Origin of the sequence: Pseudonocardia xinjiangensis (genome assembly GCF_012911925.1) — a bacterium.
Lineage (GTDB): Bacteria > Actinomycetota > Actinomycetes > Mycobacteriales > Pseudonocardiaceae > Pseudonocardia > Pseudonocardia xinjiangensis.
Genome location: NZ_JAAXKY010000079.1, coordinates 18,810 through 34,543 on the forward strand (window position 1 = coordinate 18,810; position 15,734 = coordinate 34,543).

Sequence of the window (15,734 nt, forward strand, 5' to 3'; positions counted from 1 at the left end):
CGCTGCCATTTGGTAGCAGCCGATCGCGATGGCCCAAGCCATATCACAGGCGGGGTCCAACCGTGGTTCGACAGCATCTGAATTGAGGCGATTCTGGATTGAAGCAAAAGAAGGCCTCGACCCTCGCTGCTCCAGGGGTGGCGCATCTTGGTCCCGTACTCTCAGCGCAAGAGCACGTAACCCTTCGGCCCCAATCCGGCTCGCCTCGGCGCGAATCGAATTCACTAGAGAACCGAGTTTGTCAGCGACTGCCGTACTTTCGTCATACGCTTCCACTGAGTCCTCCAACTAGCAGCTTCGTTGAGTAGGAATGGGAACTTCGCTCGCGGCGCGTTCGATCAGTGTCATGAGAGCCCAAATGCCGGGCTACCGTGATCGCCCACCAGCTGCCTGGCTGCGAGACGATCGCCACCTCGGCGACGGTGAATGTCGCTTCCAGCCCGCGCGGTCCTTTACGGAGGAGTGCAGCGGGTTAGCGATGGTATCAGTCGATTGCCAGGCAATTCTTGAACCACGCGTCGAGATATACAGATCCAGCCTTGTGGAAGTATTCGGCCGCCGCCGTGTCTCCTTGTTCGGCGGCGAGCTGGCCCTGAGCGATGAAATGTTCCGCTGCCCAGATGAGCTCGTGACACTCATACCACGACAGGAGGCCGGGCGGGAAGGGGGTCGGAAAGAGTTCCTCGCCCTCGGCAGCCCGGGGAGCCTTTCCTGGATCAGGCCCGTTCGCGATTAGCGATCTTGCGAGTTCATCCCGGATGGCAACGAGCCGTTCAGCATCCTCAAGCGCTGGCCGCCGGTATGGACTTGGTCGCACAACCTCCTCCTAACCACCATGTCGTCACTCGCGGCTACCGATGAGTTCTGTCCCGGGGCTCGGCTGAAATCCCACCTTCGGAGAGCTGGCGAATCGCTCCGCAACCCTGCTGTTGTAGTACTCGGGAACGGTCCGTCGCTCGTTACTCAAAGGCCGCGCCCGTCGGCAGCACACCGATCGCCCAGCCCACGACGTCCACGCCGCGATGATGATGTGCGTCTGGCCCGGCCGCGATCTCCCACGTGGCCCGACCTGTACCGCAGCACGGCCGGTGCGCCGTCGGCCCGGGCGGGCAGGAACGCCGCCTCCACATCGGGACCCCCGCGAGGCGCACCATTGCGGCCACCGTCGTCGGCCCCACCACCAAAGGCCGTCGACCCGCCACCGCAGGTTGCAGCGCCCGCGCGCCAGCACCGACGCGCGCGTCCACTTGTCGGCCACCGCCCGCGCCGTGACCTCGGCGGCGGTCCGCTCCTTCTCTTTTCTTTCTTTGGCGTAGACCAGCACCGACCCGAGGGCTAGCTACTTCGCCCTGAAGAAGGCCGATCGCGCTGAATCAGAGGGCTGAGGGTGGCAGCTCGGAGGGTGTTGATCTCTTTTCAGGGATCGATCATGCGGCGAGGGCCGAGATCTTGACCAGGTTGTGGGCCAGGACCCCGTGTCCGGCCCAGATCTGGGCGCCTTCCAGGTCATCCAGGTGCGTGCGGTCCCACCCGTAGCCGCGTTTGAGGGTGCTGATCCAGGCTTCGCTGCCGGTGCGCCACCTCACGGTTCTGCGGAACGCGCGGCTGCGTTCGTGGGCTTGGCGGGCCTTGCCGGGTCTGCCCTTGCGGGGGATCACCACGGTGCGCACCCCGAGCTCGTGCAGCTCGCCCTCGACCTTGGCCTCGCCGTAGCCGCGGTCGGCGGTGCCGGTGCGCGGACGCCGCCGGGTGCGGCGGATGACCCGGCCGACCGCGGGCGCGAGCTGGGGTGCGTCGGCAGGGTTGCCGCGTTCGACGGTGTGGTCGAGCACGACGCCGGCGTCGTTGTCGAGGACCTGGGCCTTGTAGCCGAACTGCACTGGCTTCCCGAGCCGGCCCTTGGCGATCGGGCGGGCATCAGCGTCGTGCAGGCGGCTGCGGTCGCGCGACGGAAGATCGGCCGCCGCAGCCGGTTGATCACCCTCTGCTCGCCGTGTCACCTCGTGACGCACTTCGGGTACGCCAACGTGCAGGGCCGCACCGACGAAGCGCTCGCACACCTGCGCAAGGTCAACGGCCTCACCCTCGCCGAGGCGCTCACGCACGTCCATGCTGCCGAGGACGTGTGGATCGCACGGTCCGCGCGCGTGTGGGAGTTGGACGTGAGCATCCTCACCGACGTCGGGATCACGCTGCGCCGTCCTGAGCGGGCCATCCATCGGCCCGCTGCCGCCGAGCGTGCTCTTGCCCGAGTCGCCGATCGGCCTGTGGTGCCGCTGCCTCGCCCGCCCGCGCAGCCCTCGCGACTGCCGTCGGCAGCTCCGCCGCTGCCGAGCCCGCCAGCTCCTGCACGGCGCGGGCTATGGTCTCGGCTGACCGGCAGCGACGCGTAGACACGCCGTGGCATCAAACGTGGCGCGAAACTCCTCTTCCTTGGTGCAACTCCGGCACCGTGTACATGGATCGGAGCAGTGTTCTCGCAGGTAGGCAGCCGGTTCGCCTCGTCACGGCCGCCTTGTAAGCGGTAGGTCGTCGGTTCGATCCCGACCTCCGGCTCCATGCCTGACCATCAAGAACGCTGACTGCAAGATCCGCTCGGTCTCCTGCCCGTGGGAGGGGCAACATCGAGACGCTTCGCAGCGTGGCTCTCCGGGTCCGGGTCTACGCCGGGACCGATCCCGTGACGAAGAAGCGGCACAACCTGATCGAGGTCGTCGAGCCCGACCCGAAGTGACCACTCTCGGCTCTGCGCTGGGAGACCTAGGTGTAGTGACCCAGGACGTTGTTGCGGCCCGGTCGGCGCGCCTGCTCGGCGGGCGTCAGCCGGTGGCACGCGCACCCTCACCCGGTTCAGGCACCGGCCTCGAGCACCGCGAGGTCGCGCACCGCATAACGGTGATGCTCGGTCTCTTCCTTGAGCACCACCTTGAGGCAGCGGCGCACGACGTACTCCTGATCGGGATACGGGTCCGCCGGCTTGCGACCGCATACCCGATCGAGCTCGGCCCCGGTGAGCCCGTCGATGGTGCGCCGCATCGTGGCCATGCGGGCGAGCCGCGGCGCAAGCACCTCGTCGAGCGTCGGGACGGCTTCGAGGGTGAGTCCGAGCTTCGCCGTCGCGTCGGGCGGCATCCCGCCCGCAGGGAAGCCCAACGGGTGGTAGGGCGCTTCCTCCTCGAGCACGGCATTGCCGAGCCAGGCATCGCCGGCGAACAGCAGGTGACGTTGGGTCTCGACCAACGACCACTCGCCGTTGACCTGCTCGTGCAGCGTGGCCTCGGGCAATAGCCTGGCGCGGTCGAGGGTCGCCTTCCACAGCGTCTCGATGGCGTCCCAAGCAGTCCGGTAGTCGTCGGGGGACGCGGCGTCACGCGCCAGCACCCGCGTGGGGTGCTGCCGGTCGAGCTCGGCCTCGACGTAGGCGGTCACGTCGACGTCGTTGACGACGAGACGCTCGAAGTCGCCACCGAGGTAGACCTCGCTCCCATAGCAGTCGACGATCTTCAGACCGCTGACCTCGCAATCCCGGATCTCGAGGCCGGCGAGGTCGCACAGGTTGACGCGGGCACCACGGAACTGGTCACTCCGAGCGTACTCAGCAGTCACCGAGGCAGTGTCCCGCACCATCCCGTCCGCGCACTCTGTTTGGCAACCAGCTACTGCGCTCGGGCCTTGTGTTCGGTTTCGACCGGATGTGTCAGGACGACGCTGTTCTCGTGATTTCACAGTCCACCGATCCGGTCGCCGACGCGGCCCATCAGCCGGATTCCGCCACGCCGATCCGGCACCGCAAGATCGCCCGTGTCGTACCAGCCGTCGTCGTGATCGGCGATGACCGTCATCGTCCCCGAGTCCCGGCCCACCGTCGCCAAGCACACCCCGCTGCCGCGCACGAACAGCCGGGCGGGCTGGTCTTTCGTGATGCCGGTCCCCGCTGCCGACGTCGAGGTCGAGCTCCGTGAAGCCGGGATCGAGCCAGCAGAGCAGCCGATCGCGTGGGCCGAGCCCGATGATCTACCGATGGTCGAGGTCGATTGCAGTTCGCTCGACGACATCGATGAGGGTCTGGAGCTGAACACTCCGTCGGAGAGGTCGGAGTCGGGAGGGTCGCCGGGGTGAATGTGCGTCCCGTCATCGACGCCGGCCCGGCCCTGAACTTCTTCTCCATCAACCGAGAACGTCTACTCCTCGGCACGTTGGGACCCATCAGTGTCCCTGAGCTTGTGCGAGACGAGGTGCTGCGCAAGGCAGCCACCGATCCTCGATTCCGCAGCGCCGAATGGGTTTGGAACAAGCTGCCCGACAAATACCTGGAGATCCTCTCCGACGACGAGACTCCCGAGCTGAACGTCGCGGTGGCGCGGATCAGCGGGCGTGCGACGACGGCCTTCCGCCAATCGAGCAGACCGATCTGCTCGCCCCCAACCTGTTCAAACGCCATACCTCGCGGTAGCGATGGGAGTTCCCGTGCGGCCGTGGTCTGCGGTCTACGGACTCAGCCGATGATCACGAGTGTACGGTCACGGATGCGGTCCCATGAGCCGCGGTTGGCAGCACAGCCCGGCTCGGCTGTCGGTCCTGGAGGTCAACGGGCGACGTAATGGCTGAGCAGGGCCTGTACCTCATAGACGTCGACGCCCTTGCCGAACTGCTTGACGATGGGAGTGGGGCTTCCTGAAAGCCAGATCTTCAGCTCCGCGTCGAGGTCGAATGTTCCCGCTGTCTCGACGCTGAAGTGTGTGATGCTCTTGTACGGCACGGTGTGGTATTCGACCTTCCTGCCGGTCATGCCTTGCTTGTCGACCAGGATCAGTCGGCGGTCGGTGAACAGGAACGCGTCGCGCACCAGTTGATAGGCGGCCTGCACCTGCTCGCCATGTCCCAGTAGTCGCCCGTACTCCTGCGCTGCCGCGTTGGGGTCGATGCGAGAGGCATTTCCGATGAATCCGTCGAGAAGGCCCACGTGCTGCTCCAGGTTCGTGGTGGGGATGCGTACGGCCTGTCGGCCCGGAACAGGCGTGCGTTACATGCAACTGAGGTGGATTGTCCGGCCGGTTACTGGAGCCGAGCCGCGCGAGCTTCATGCACGTAGCTCCGAACCACCGTCACCGGGCGAAAACCGAACCGGGCGTACAGATTCTTGGGCGTGTCGTCCACGTCGCTACCGATCAGAATCGGCCCGGCCCCACGGGATCGGGCGTGCGCCACCGCGAAGCGCAGCATCTGCGTCGCCAGCCCGGCGCCACGAGCGTCGGGACGGACGAAGACGTCTTCGATGATCCCGACTCCGTCCTCGCTGACCCAGGCTGCGATGAACCCGTAGATCTCACCGCGCTCCTCTGCCACGAAGTACGTGGCGGCCGGCGTGAGGCACCAGCCGAGCAGCCGCGGTCGTCACCGCCAGGGGACGTGCCGGCCGGCCGGCACGCGCGTCCTCATCGAGGTGATCGATACGGAACAGCGCGCCGATGTCGGACCAGTCGTCGTCGCTCGTTCCCACTGCCCGCAGCGGGCGTGCAGGAGGCTCAGGAGTAACCGAGCCGGGAAGCATCAGCAGAAGCTGAATATCGAGGTGCCAGTCGCAGAGCGCAACGACCACGGACCCGACTCAACGTGCCCGGCCGACCCGGACCTCGTCGGATTCCGGCGATCGGACGAGCGCGGCCAGCCTGTCGACGTCTCGGACGAGAAGATAGATCACGCCGAGCAGCATCAGGGTCGTGATGACCCACGTGCCCTGGAACGGAACCGTCAGCGTCAGTACCTCGATACCGGCGATGATCGGCAGGTACACGAGCGCGCCCACGGTCGCGGTGCGGGGCACCAGCAGAAAGACCGCCGCGACGAGTTGGCAGACTCCGATGAATGGGTACAGCTCGCCGGTGCGCAGCAGCGCATCGAAGAAGTAACCGACGGGGTCGGTGGTCGGGAGCTTCGTGAACGGGATCCCGAGCACCTTGATCATGCCCGACGGCAGGAACCCGAGCGCCAGCATCACGCGGACGAACCAGGTGAACCATACGACCGGTCGCCGGTCCCGAACGCTGACCACCAGGCGCTCCAGCGACGACATATCGTCACGATTTCGTGCGACCACGACGTGGTCAAGCGATCCTGCGTGTTCACCTCGTCGAAGCCGGCCTGCGTCAGCGGGTAGTGGGGGTCGGCGCTGCGGGAGGTGCCAGTGCCAACCCGGGGTAGATCTGGTCGAGCACCTTCAGCAGCAGCACGTTCGCCGTATGGTCACCGTCGAGCGACAGGGTGAGATTCGTCCATATCACGAGCGTCACGTTGTTGTCGGGGTCGTGCCCGATGAAGGAGTTGAATCCGGGGAGCTCGCCGCCGTGGTAGTACATGGAGGCGGTCGGCCCGAAGCGCTGCCGGGAAATGCCGTACCCGTACTGCTGGCCGTCCGGCTTGGTGGGGTCCTCGGGTTGCGCGCTGTCGAGCCATTGGCGCTGGTGGTCGGCGCTGAACACCCGGCCCTCGACCAGCGCTCGGATCCAGGTGGCCAGATCGGTGGCGGTGGCGATGGCGCCTCCCGCTGCCGTGGCATAGGACGGGTTCTGGTTGGTGTAGTCGATGGGCTCGAGCGTTCCTGCCCGGGCGGCGGCCTGCATGGCAGGCGGGTAGGGGAAGTCCGACAGGGCGAATGCGGATCCGCCGTACATGTAGCCGTGCGAGTAGGGGTCGGGGATAGAGGTGGAGTCGATAGCCGGGAGCATGACCTGGTGGAGCCGCTGCGGACCGAACAGGCGCTCCTGGAAGATCCTGGCCAGGGACGTGCCGTCGATCTTCTCGGCAACCAGGCCGAGCAGGGCGTAGTTGGTGTTGCAGTAGGCGAATTCGGTGCCGGGTGGGAAATCTGGCGGATGTCGGAATGCGATGGCCAGTACTTCCTGTGGTGTCCAGGCCTTCGTCGGATCGGCATCGAGAGTCGCGGCAAGCTCTGGCGCGTCCGTGTAGTTGTACAGGCCGCTGCGCATCGTCAGCAGCTCGGCGATGGTGATGTTCTCGCCGTTGGGCACGCCCGGAACGTATCTCGACACCGGGTCGGTGAACCGGAGCTTGCCTTCCTGGGCCAGGAGCACGATCACCGCTGCGGTCATCGTCTTGGTGTTCGACGCGATCCTGAAGTAGGTGTCTGCGCTGGGCGGCGACTCGGCGCCCCGCAGCGTGGTGCCGGTGACGGACGTGAAATCGCCCTGGGGAGTTCGGAGCACGACCATGGCGCCGGGAACCAACAGCTCGCTGGTCGTCTCGTCCACGGCGGCCTGAAGCGCGGCCGGGTCGATCGTCCTGAGCGCGGGCGAGGCGGACGGCGTGGTGGCAGTCGGGGCCGATCCGGTCGACTCCCGCGTGGAGTTCGCCGAGCAGGCTGCGGTGAACAAGAGGGCCACGCAGACGGCAAGCCCCATGGCCTGGTCAGGTCCTCGCCGAGATCGACACCGTCCAACGCCTGTCCGCATCTCATTCTCCCGTCGATGGACGGAGAAAGATAATCCGATCTTCAGCTGGTCAGGAATCGCTGAATATCAGCCATGATGGCGGAATCCAGGAATCGAAGGTGCCGCCGACCGGGCGGGACACGGCCGCAACGCGCTGGCCGCCCCCGACGCCGCACCCCCGGCCGCGTCCTCGCAGAGCCGCCGTGCTCCTCGCAGACCCCACAGCATCTGCGACGAACCCACTCGGTCTGCGAGGACGCCGAACCATCCGCGAGTCGCCACCCGGGCCGCGACCGCTGCCCGGGAGGCGTCAGTCGTCCAGCAGGTCCTCGATCACGATCGGGATGTGACGGACCCGGACGCCGGTGGCGTTGTAGATGGCGTTGGCCACGGCTGCCGCCATGCCCACGGTGCCGATCTCGCCGACACCCCTCGCGCCGACGGCGTTGTGCAGTGTGTCCGGGTGCTGGACGAAGTGGACGTCGACCTCCGGGATGTCCGCGTTGACCGGCAGCAGGTAGCCCGCGAAGTCGGCGTTCGCCATCCGTCCGTTCGGCTCGATCTCCAGGCCCTCGTGCAGCGCGGCGGAGACGCCCCAGATCATCCCGCCCATGATCTGGCTGCGCGCGGCCTTGTCGTTGATGATCCGGCCGGCGTCGAACACGCCCAGCATGCGGGACACGCGGGCCTCGCGCGTCCACTTGTGCACCCGGACCTCGCAGAACTGCGCACCGAACGAGCTGAACGAGTGCTTGGTCATCTCCTCGCCGGGTGCCGACGAACCGATCGCGGAGATCGACGGGCGGCCCACGGCGCGCAGCACCTCGCCGAACGTCATCGTCCGGCCGCCGGCCAGCACGTGACCGTCGGCGTACGAGGTCTCCATCCCCTGGAACGGTGAGCCGGGCGACGTCGCAACGACCAGCAGGTCGTCGATCACCTTGGACGCGGCGATCATGATGGCCGTGCCCGCGCTCGCCGTGGCGGTCGAGCCGCCGGACATGCCACCGGGTGGAAGTGCCGAGTCGCCCAGCCGCGGCGTGATCCGGTCCGGCGTGATGTCCAGCGATTCGGCCCCCACCAGGGAGAGTACGGTCAGCAGACCGGTTCCCGGGTCCGCCCCACTGGTCGCGACCACCGCTGTGTCGTCGGCCTGCAGGGTGACCTCGACCGAGGCCGGGAACCGCAGGGCGGGGAACATCGCGGTGGCCGTACCGACCCCCACGAGCCAGTCACCGTCGGTGCGGCCGTGCGGCGAGCGGCTCGCCCAGCCGAACCGCGCTGCGCCGACGCTGAAGCACTCGTCGAGATGCTTGCTCGACCACTGCAGGTCCCTGCCGGGCGGAGCGGTCGAGTTGTTGCGCATGCGCAGCTCGATCGGGTCCATGTTCAGCGCGACCGCGAGCTCGTCGATCGCGCTCTCCAGCGCGAAGGACCCCGGTGCCTCACCCGGCGCCCGCATGAAGGTGGTCGGCGGGATGTTCAGCGGCACCATCTTCTGGCTGAGGGCCAGGTTCGGGGTGGCGTACCACTCCCGCGAGGTGCCGTGCGACGTCGGCTCGACGAACGAGCGATCCATCGCCGTGCTGCACCACGAGTCGTGCCGCACCGCGATCAGCCTGCCGTCGGTGTCCGCGCCGAGGGCGATCTTCTGCACGGTCGCGGCCCGGCCCGCGGTAGCGGTGAAGACCTGCTCCCGGCTGAGCGCGGCCTTGATGGGCCGGTCGAGGGCCCTGGCCGCCGCCGCGGCGAGGAACGCGGGCGTGGACGTGCGGCCCTTGCCGCCGAACGCCCCGCCGACGAACGGGTTCACTGCGTGGACCGCCGAGGGATCGAGAGCCAGCGCGCCGGCCACCTCCATCGCCTGGAGGTCGGACCCCTGGTTCCCGCTGTAGATCGTCAGTACGCCGGAGTCCCACACCGCGACCGCGGAGTGCGGCTCCATGGCGGCGTGGTTCTGGGTGGCGGTGCTGTACGTCGCCTCGACGACCACCGGGCTGTCGGCCAGCGCGTCCTCGATTGAGTCGACACCGGAGGCGAGAAGAGTGTGGGTCTGAGGTGACCCGTCGAAGCCCGGCGGCGCCTCCTCGGCCGAGGCGAGGCCGTCCTCCAGGGAGGTCAGGGCCGGCCGCTCCCGGTAGGTGACGTCGACGAGCATCGCGGCGTCCCGCGCCTGCTCGAAGGTCTCCGCCACCACGAAGCCGATCGGCTGGCCGTAGTACGCAACGTCCCTGTTCTGCAGCGGGACCCAGGTCTCGCCGAACATCGGCAGACTCGGTGTGCGCAGCTCCAGCGGGTCGAACGGCGTGTACACGCCGATCACGCCGGGTGCGCTCTTCGCGGCCGTGACGTCCATGGCCTCGATCTCGCCGTTGGCGATCGTGCTGAGCACGACGTATCCGTAGGCCATGCCGGGGAAGTTGTGGTCCGCCCCGTACTCGGCCCGGCCGCTGACCTTGAGCGGCCCGTCCAGCCGGCTGGGCATCAGCGGCTCTCCTCTGTCAGTTCGAGCAGTGCGCGGACGACGGTCCGCTTCAGCAAGGACACCTTGAAACCGTTGTCGGCCAACGGCCTGGCGCCGTCGGCACCCACGGACGCGGCGGCCTCGACGGCCTCCGGGGTCGCGGGCGCACCGCGCAGGGCCGCCTCGACGGCGTGCAGTCGCCACGGCACGGTCGCCACTCCACCGACCGCCACCCTGGCGTCGACGATGCGCGAGTCCTCGATGTGCAGCGCGACCGCTGCGGAGCACAGCGCGAACTCGTAGGACTGCCGGTCGCGGACCTTGACGTAGGTGGAACGCGACGCCCAGTCCAGACGTGGGACCAGGACCTCGGTGACCAGCTCACCGGGACGCAGGTCGTTCTCCACCTCCGGGGTGTCACCCGGCAGCCGGTAGAACTCGGCCAGCTTGACGGTGCGGCTGCCCTCGGCGCTGACCAGCCGGATCTCCGCGTCGAGCGCGACCAGGGCGACTGCCAGGTCGCTGGCGTGGGTCGCAACGCACGAGTCGCTCGTGCCCAGCACGGCGTGCATCCGGTTGGCCCCGGAGATCGCGGAACATCCGCTGCCGGGTTGCCGTCTGTTGCACGGCATCTCCACGTCGCGGAAGTACGTGCAGCGGGTGCGCTGCAACAGGTTCCCGCCGATGCTGGCCATGTTCCGGAGCTGCTGGGAGGCGCTCTGCAGCAGGGCACGGGCGATCACGGGGTACACGCCGGGCTGCCCGGCGACCTCGCTCATCCGCTCCAGCGCGCCGATGCGCAGCCCGTCGCTGGTGTCGAGACCGCGCAACGGCAGTTCGTTGATGTCCAGGACGTGCTGCGGCGTCAGGACGTTGAGCTTCATCAGGTCGACGAGGGTGGTCCCACCGGCCAGGAACGTGCCGGGTGAGGCAAGAGCGGCTTCGACGGTCTCGGGTGCCGTGAGCTCAAACGGACGCATCGGCCTGCCTCGCCTGTTCGATTGCCGCGATGATGTTCGGGTAGGCCGCGCAGCGGCAGATGTTGCCGGACATGAACTCCCGGACGTCCTCGACGTCCTGCCGGACCGCAGCGACAGCCGACATGACCTGCCCCGGAGTGCAGAACCCGCACTGCAGGGCGTCCTGGTCGACGAACGCCTGCTGGACCGGGTGCAGCCCGTCCTCGGTGGACAACCCTTCCACCGTGGTCACCGGCTGCTTCACCGTGGCGGCCAGGGTCAGGCAGGAGAGGACCGGTCTGCCGCCGACGTGCACGGTGCACGCGCCGCACTGTCCTCGGTCGCATCCCTTCTTGGGACCGGTCACGCCGAGGCGTTCACGTAGAGTGTCGAGCAGCGTCACACCGGGATCGACACTCAGTTGTTCCGTCCTGCCGTTGACTTCGAGCGAGATGTCCACTGGATCTGTTCCCCCAGATCGTCCGTGTAGGAAGCCTGACGGCATGGGTCGCGATGTCGGCTACGTCGACGAGCCGCCGCGACAGTGAACCGGATATTCATCCGGTTCAGCTCTCGAAGCTAGCGGATTACGATCCGCTCCGCAACGACTGGTCACCGGGACCGGGAGGTGCTCCACTGCATCGGACGACGAGACGGACGACCGGGAGGGACGATGACGACGGGATCGGTCAGCCCCCGGCGTGCGGACACCCGGCGCAACCACGAGCGCATCCTCACCGCGGCGGCGGAGTCGCTGGCCAGGTCGGACGGGGTGTCGTTCAACGCCATCGCGAAGAAGGCCGAAGTGGGGGTCGGCACGGTGTACCGGCACTTCCCCACCCCGGAAGCGCTCATCCTGGCGGTCTACCGGCGTGAGGTGCAGCATCTCGTCGAGGTCGTGCCGGTCCTGCTCGAGATGCACGCCCCCGAGGATGCTTTCCGGGCCTGGACGATCGATCACCTGGCGCATTACATGATGACCAAGCGAGGCCTGGCCGACGCACTCCGCGCTGTGGCGCCCTCCCACGGGGAACTGCCGGTGAACGCCTACGACACCCTGGTCGAGGCGATCGCCACGCTGTTGAAGGCCAACGTCCAGGCCGGCACCGTCCGCGCCGACCTCGATCCGGAAACCGTTCTTCGCGGGCTGGGCGGCCTCCTGTACCTCGATCGCAACGGGGACTGGAAGAGCCACGCCGCGAAACTTGCCGACCTCCTCTGGCGAGGTATGCGCGAGTCCTAGTGGCTCGTCATGCTCCCGGTCGGGATGCTGATCTCCGCGGCCCACGGAGTACGCCGAGATCTTGTTCGAGAATGTTGTCTTGAGTGCTGGCCGCAATAGGTGCCGGCTTCGATGTATCACTTCGTGAGAAAGGGAGATCGAATGCCTGCCGTGCCGCACGAAGTGGTTCTCCTCGAGATACCTGTCGATGCCGACTTCGCTGATTTCCGCGCTGAGTTCGAACGCGCGGTGCCGCGGGTCGACCACGAGCGGATGGAGGAGATCATCGCCCGTTCTCCCTGGCAGGCCACGACCCGCGCTGCGCCATGTACCTCATGGGCAGCCACGTGATCGCGGAACGAATCTATGCCCACAGTCCGGCCGCGCTGCTCCATGTCCCGCTGCGGGTCGCACTGTATGTCGATTCGGGCGGGCAGACGATCTTTGTGACCGACCAGCCGAGTACGACGCTTGCCGGCCTTCGCAACGCCGACACCATCGCGGTCGCTGCGAGCTGGATCAGAAGCTGGCGGCACTGCTCACCGCCTTGGGCGTGCCGCCGCCGCAGGAGCTGTGGGGATGAATGTGTGATTGTGTGTCTATGATCGGTGAGTGATCCACTCACGACTGGCCATGACGCTCGGTGAGGCGATTTTCACGCAGCGGTCGATCCGCCGGTTCCGACCGGATCCTGTCCCGATCGCCGATCTCGAACTGATCGTCGCCGCGGCATCGAAGGCCCCGAGCGGCGGGAACAGCCAGATCGCGCGCTTTCTCGCCGTGAACGACCCCGGCCTCATCCGTGAGTTCGGGGCGCTCTACCGCGAGGCGTGGTGGGCGAAGCGGCGGGACGCGGAGGGCTGGACCGGACCCGACGACCTGAACGCAGCCGAGCGCGCCCAGTGGGCGCCCTCCATGCGGCTGGCCGACGAGATGGGCGGCGTTCCGTGCGTCGTCTTCGCCCTGTCCGTGCCGCCGAACGCGGAGGGCTCGGTCCTTCCGGCCACCCAGAACCTGATGCTCGCCGCACGTGCGCTCGGCATCGGGTCGGTCCCCACCACCCTTCACAGCTCGGTGGAGGGCCGGTTCCGGGAGATGTTCGGGATTCCGCCCGAGGTGAAGTTCCACTTCGCGATCCCGCTCGGCTACCCGGCCGGCAACTTCGGTCCGACGAAACGCCGGCCGACCTGGGAGACCAGCTACCTCAACCGCTGGGAGGGAACCGTGCCGTGGGCGCCGGGGGAGGCGGCGGATGGTCCCGCCTCGTGACGCACGCGGCTCGGAGGTCACTTCAGCCGTACCCCGGTGACGTCCAGCGTGATCGGCACCCAGGACCGGTCGGGGGTGCGGTCCTCGTTGCGGATGTGGATCCGGCGGGCCGTGGTGACCACGACCCCGTCGAACGTGTCGTGTGCGGTGTCGTAGTGCGCCGTGGGTGAGCCGCCGTTGACGTCGGGCTGGTAGTCGATCCGGCGCTGCCGGCCGGCATCGTCGAAGTAGTACAGCTGGGTGGTGTTGTGCAGGTCGAGCGTGGCGGGGAAGGTCACGCTGAGGCCGCGCCAGCGCTCACCGTCCTCGATCCACGGCTCGATCTCCGCGGTCTCGACGCCGGGGTAGGTGAAGAGGTACGGCTCGACCAGGTAGCTCCAGGTCGCGTACGCCCGGAAGTAGCCGGCCTGCGCGACGCTCCACCGGCTGTCGGGGGTGTACCCGGCGAAGCTAGCCCGCGGGTTGTAGAGCGTCTCGTGCCGGCCGTCCGGGCCCGTTACGGTGAGGGTGCCCGCATCCCGGTCGAACTCGATGGTGCGGCCCGAGGGCTGCTGCAGGATCACGTGTTCCCGATGGACGTCGGCGATGACGTGGTCGGTGCCGAGGAAGTCGGGCACGCCCTTGAACTCCCAGAACGGGCCGCCGTAGGTGACGTCGGCCTCGATGATGGTGGCGTTCCGCCATGGCGCCAGCCCGCCGTGGGCGTCGATGACGTGGTCGAGCAAGGTGGTCACGGTGTCGTCCTCGTACTGAGTGCGATGGGAGATGACGGAGGGATCACCGGCCGCGCCGGCGTTCTCACGCTCCTAGAATCGCTGTGGTGGGCGTCGCCACGCCGCCCGAACCTGGCCAGGAAGCCCACCAATCCCGCCACGATCACGGAGGTGAGATGGCGCCGTCCCTGCACCGCGTAGGGATCCTCGTGTTCGACGGCGTCAAGATGCTCGACGTCGCCGGGCCGGCCGAGGTGTTCGCCGAGGCCAACCGCGGCGAGGGCAACTACGAGGTGACGACGGTCTCGGTCACCGGCAAGCCGGCCATGTCCTCGATCGGCTTGCCCATCTCCGCCACCGGGTCTGCCCACGACGCCCGTTTCGACACGGTGCTCGTTGCGGGCGGCGGCTTCCCGAAGCGGCCGGTGACTCCTGAGCACGTCGATGTCGCCACCGAGATGAGCCGTGGCGCGAGACGGACCGGGTCGGTGTGCACGGGAGCCTTCGTCCTCGCCGAAGCCGGGCTGCTGGCCGGCAAGCGCGCCACCACGCACTGGGCGATGGCCGCTGAGCTGGCTCGCCGCTACCCCGACGTCTCCGTTCAGCCCGACGCCATCTGGATCAAGGACGGCAGCACGTACAGCTCGGGCGGAGTCGCCGCCGGGATCGATCTGGCGCTGGCTCTCCTCGAGGAGGACCACGGCCCACAGCTGACGCGTTCGGTGGCCCGTGCCCTCGTCGTCTACATGAAGCGCCCGGGTGGCCAGTCCCAGTTCTCCGCGTCGCTGCAAGGTCCTCCGCCGCGCACTCCCGCGATCCGGCTGGTGGCGGAGAGTGTTGCCGCCGACCCGAGCGTCGAGTGGAGCCTGGCGGCGCTGGCGGCGGTGGCGCGGGTCAGTGCCCGCCACCTCACCCGCATGTTCCGCGAGGAGCTGGACACGACACCCGCGCGGTACGTGGAGCGCATCCGCTTCGACCTGGCCCGCTCCCACCTCGACAGCGGCATGAACGCCACCCAGGCGGCACTGCGCGCCGGTTTCCCCAGTTACGAGTCGTTCCGTCGCGTGTTCGTCAGGCGGCTCGGTGTCTCGCCGGCCCGCTACCAGCAGCGCTTCACCACCACCGCCCGCAACGATGCCGAGCTCGTCTCGGCCGAGGCCTCCTGGCTGGACGAGACGGTGCCGCTCAGGTCCTAGCTGTAATGCCCAGCCGGGTTGTTGACCCGGCTGATGAGTGGGTGGCCGCCGAACACGGTGTGGCCGCGGTGGGCTTTCGGCGGCGACATTCGTAACGGGGCGATCGGAGGGCACGCGCTCGACCAGCAGCATGTGCCTGTTGAAGGCCAGAACGGGCATTTCGGTGGGCCATGAGACCTCCGGGCGGGACGCTGGTCGTAACGCTTCCGCCGGTCACCGCTGCGGACGGCCCTCGCCCGGCAGGCCACCACCGCGAGCGCTGAACGGCCGTTGACCTGCGACGACGAACATCGATTCGAACATGTGTTCGAGTATGATGGTGGGATGTCGGACAGCCCGCTCACCACCGCCCATCGCCTCCTGGTCGAGGCGATCGACGCGCTGTCCGCCGCCACCGACTCGGCTACCGATGACGAGCTGCTGTCTGTGCTCACCTTGTGCGAGGGCACGAGCCGGCGGTTGG

14 protein-coding genes and 1 pseudogene are annotated in these 15,734 nt (G+C 67.8%); 5 read left to right on the forward strand and 10 right to left on the reverse strand.

Going from position 1 to position 15,734, the window contains the following annotated elements; translation table 11 throughout:
* Positions 1-1,427: 1,427 nt before the first annotated feature.
* Together HF577_RS22300 and HF577_RS22310 are read right to left on the reverse strand one after the other, a co-directional pair.
* Positions 1,428-2,015 (reverse strand): annotated as a pseudogene (locus tag HF577_RS22300) (transposase); the annotation flags it as partial.
* 835 nt (positions 2,016-2,850) lie between these two features.
* The gene (locus HF577_RS22310; protein WP_169397876.1) at positions 2,851-3,606 is read right to left on the reverse strand and encodes a DinB family protein; all 756 of its coding nucleotides are present in this window, start codon (positions 3,604-3,606) and stop codon (positions 2,851-2,853) included.
* Between the two features lie 225 nt (positions 3,607-3,831).
* On the opposite strand from HF577_RS22310, the gene HF577_RS37585 reads away from it, so the two are divergent.
* Positions 3,832-4,119 (forward strand): hypothetical protein, encoded by a 288-nt coding sequence (locus HF577_RS37585; RefSeq protein ID WP_211174668.1) that lies wholly within the window; start codon positions 3,832-3,834, stop codon positions 4,117-4,119.
* 466 nt (positions 4,120-4,585) lie between these two features.
* Here the strand turns inward: HF577_RS37585 and HF577_RS22320 are convergent, their stop codons facing one another.
* The 7 genes from HF577_RS22320 to HF577_RS22350 all read right to left on the reverse strand — a co-directional run bounded on the left by HF577_RS22320 (position 4,586) and on the right by HF577_RS22350 (position 11,331).
* Complete coding sequence (locus HF577_RS22320; protein ID WP_169397878.1) at positions 4,586-4,963, reverse strand: PH domain-containing protein; 378 nt, start codon at positions 4,961-4,963, stop codon at positions 4,586-4,588.
* Between the two features lie 92 nt (positions 4,964-5,055).
* The gene (locus HF577_RS22325) at positions 5,056-5,385 is read right to left on the reverse strand and encodes a GNAT family N-acetyltransferase (protein ID WP_246266966.1); all 330 of its coding nucleotides are present in this window, start codon (positions 5,383-5,385) and stop codon (positions 5,056-5,058) included.
* Positions 5,386-5,608: 223 nt separating this feature from the next.
* Entirely contained in the window at positions 5,609-6,073 is a 465-nt protein-coding gene (locus tag HF577_RS22330) for a hypothetical protein (protein WP_169397880.1), read from the reverse strand.
* A gap of 73 nt (positions 6,074-6,146) precedes the next feature.
* A complete protein-coding gene (locus HF577_RS22335) occupies positions 6,147-7,268 on the reverse strand; it encodes a serine hydrolase domain-containing protein (protein ID WP_312859297.1) in 1,122 nt (373 codons plus the stop codon).
* 490 nt (positions 7,269-7,758) lie between these two features.
* Positions 7,759-9,933: a xanthine dehydrogenase family protein molybdopterin-binding subunit gene (locus tag HF577_RS22340; protein ID WP_169397882.1), complete on the reverse strand. Its 2,175-nt coding sequence runs from the start codon at positions 9,931-9,933 to the stop codon at positions 7,759-7,761.
* Complete coding sequence (locus HF577_RS22345; RefSeq protein WP_169397883.1) at positions 9,933-10,892, reverse strand: FAD binding domain-containing protein; 960 nt, start codon at positions 10,890-10,892, stop codon at positions 9,933-9,935. The genes HF577_RS22340 and HF577_RS22345 overlap by 1 nt, the downstream gene beginning before the upstream one ends.
* The gene (locus tag HF577_RS22350) at positions 10,879-11,331 is read right to left on the reverse strand and encodes a (2Fe-2S)-binding protein (RefSeq protein WP_169397884.1); all 453 of its coding nucleotides are present in this window, start codon (positions 11,329-11,331) and stop codon (positions 10,879-10,881) included. Before HF577_RS22350 ends, HF577_RS22345 begins: the two co-directional genes overlap by 14 nt.
* A gap of 213 nt (positions 11,332-11,544) precedes the next feature.
* Between HF577_RS22350 and HF577_RS22355 the strand changes: the two genes are divergently transcribed.
* The 3 genes from HF577_RS22355 to HF577_RS22365 all read left to right on the forward strand — a co-directional run bounded on the left by HF577_RS22355 (position 11,545) and on the right by HF577_RS22365 (position 13,362).
* Positions 11,545-12,114, forward strand: a complete 570-nt coding sequence (locus HF577_RS22355) for a TetR/AcrR family transcriptional regulator (protein ID WP_169397885.1) — start codon at positions 11,545-11,547, stop codon at positions 12,112-12,114.
* A 141-nt stretch (positions 12,115-12,255) separates the two neighbouring features.
* Positions 12,256-12,444 (forward strand): hypothetical protein, encoded by a 189-nt coding sequence (locus HF577_RS22360; protein ID WP_169397886.1) that lies wholly within the window; start codon positions 12,256-12,258, stop codon positions 12,442-12,444.
* Positions 12,445-12,705: 261 nt separating this feature from the next.
* Positions 12,706-13,362 (forward strand): nitroreductase family protein, encoded by a 657-nt coding sequence (locus HF577_RS22365; protein WP_169397887.1) that lies wholly within the window; start codon positions 12,706-12,708, stop codon positions 13,360-13,362.
* A 17-nt stretch (positions 13,363-13,379) separates the two neighbouring features.
* Here HF577_RS22365 and HF577_RS22370 read toward each other — a convergent pair whose 3' ends face one another.
* Positions 13,380-14,096: a hypothetical protein gene (locus HF577_RS22370; protein ID WP_169397888.1), complete on the reverse strand. Its 717-nt coding sequence runs from the start codon at positions 14,094-14,096 to the stop codon at positions 13,380-13,382.
* A gap of 155 nt (positions 14,097-14,251) precedes the next feature.
* Between HF577_RS22370 and HF577_RS22375 the strand changes: the two genes are divergently transcribed.
* The gene (locus HF577_RS22375) at positions 14,252-15,271 is read left to right on the forward strand and encodes a GlxA family transcriptional regulator (RefSeq protein WP_169397889.1); all 1,020 of its coding nucleotides are present in this window, start codon (positions 14,252-14,254) and stop codon (positions 15,269-15,271) included.
* The last annotated feature ends 463 nt before the right edge of the window (positions 15,272-15,734 follow it).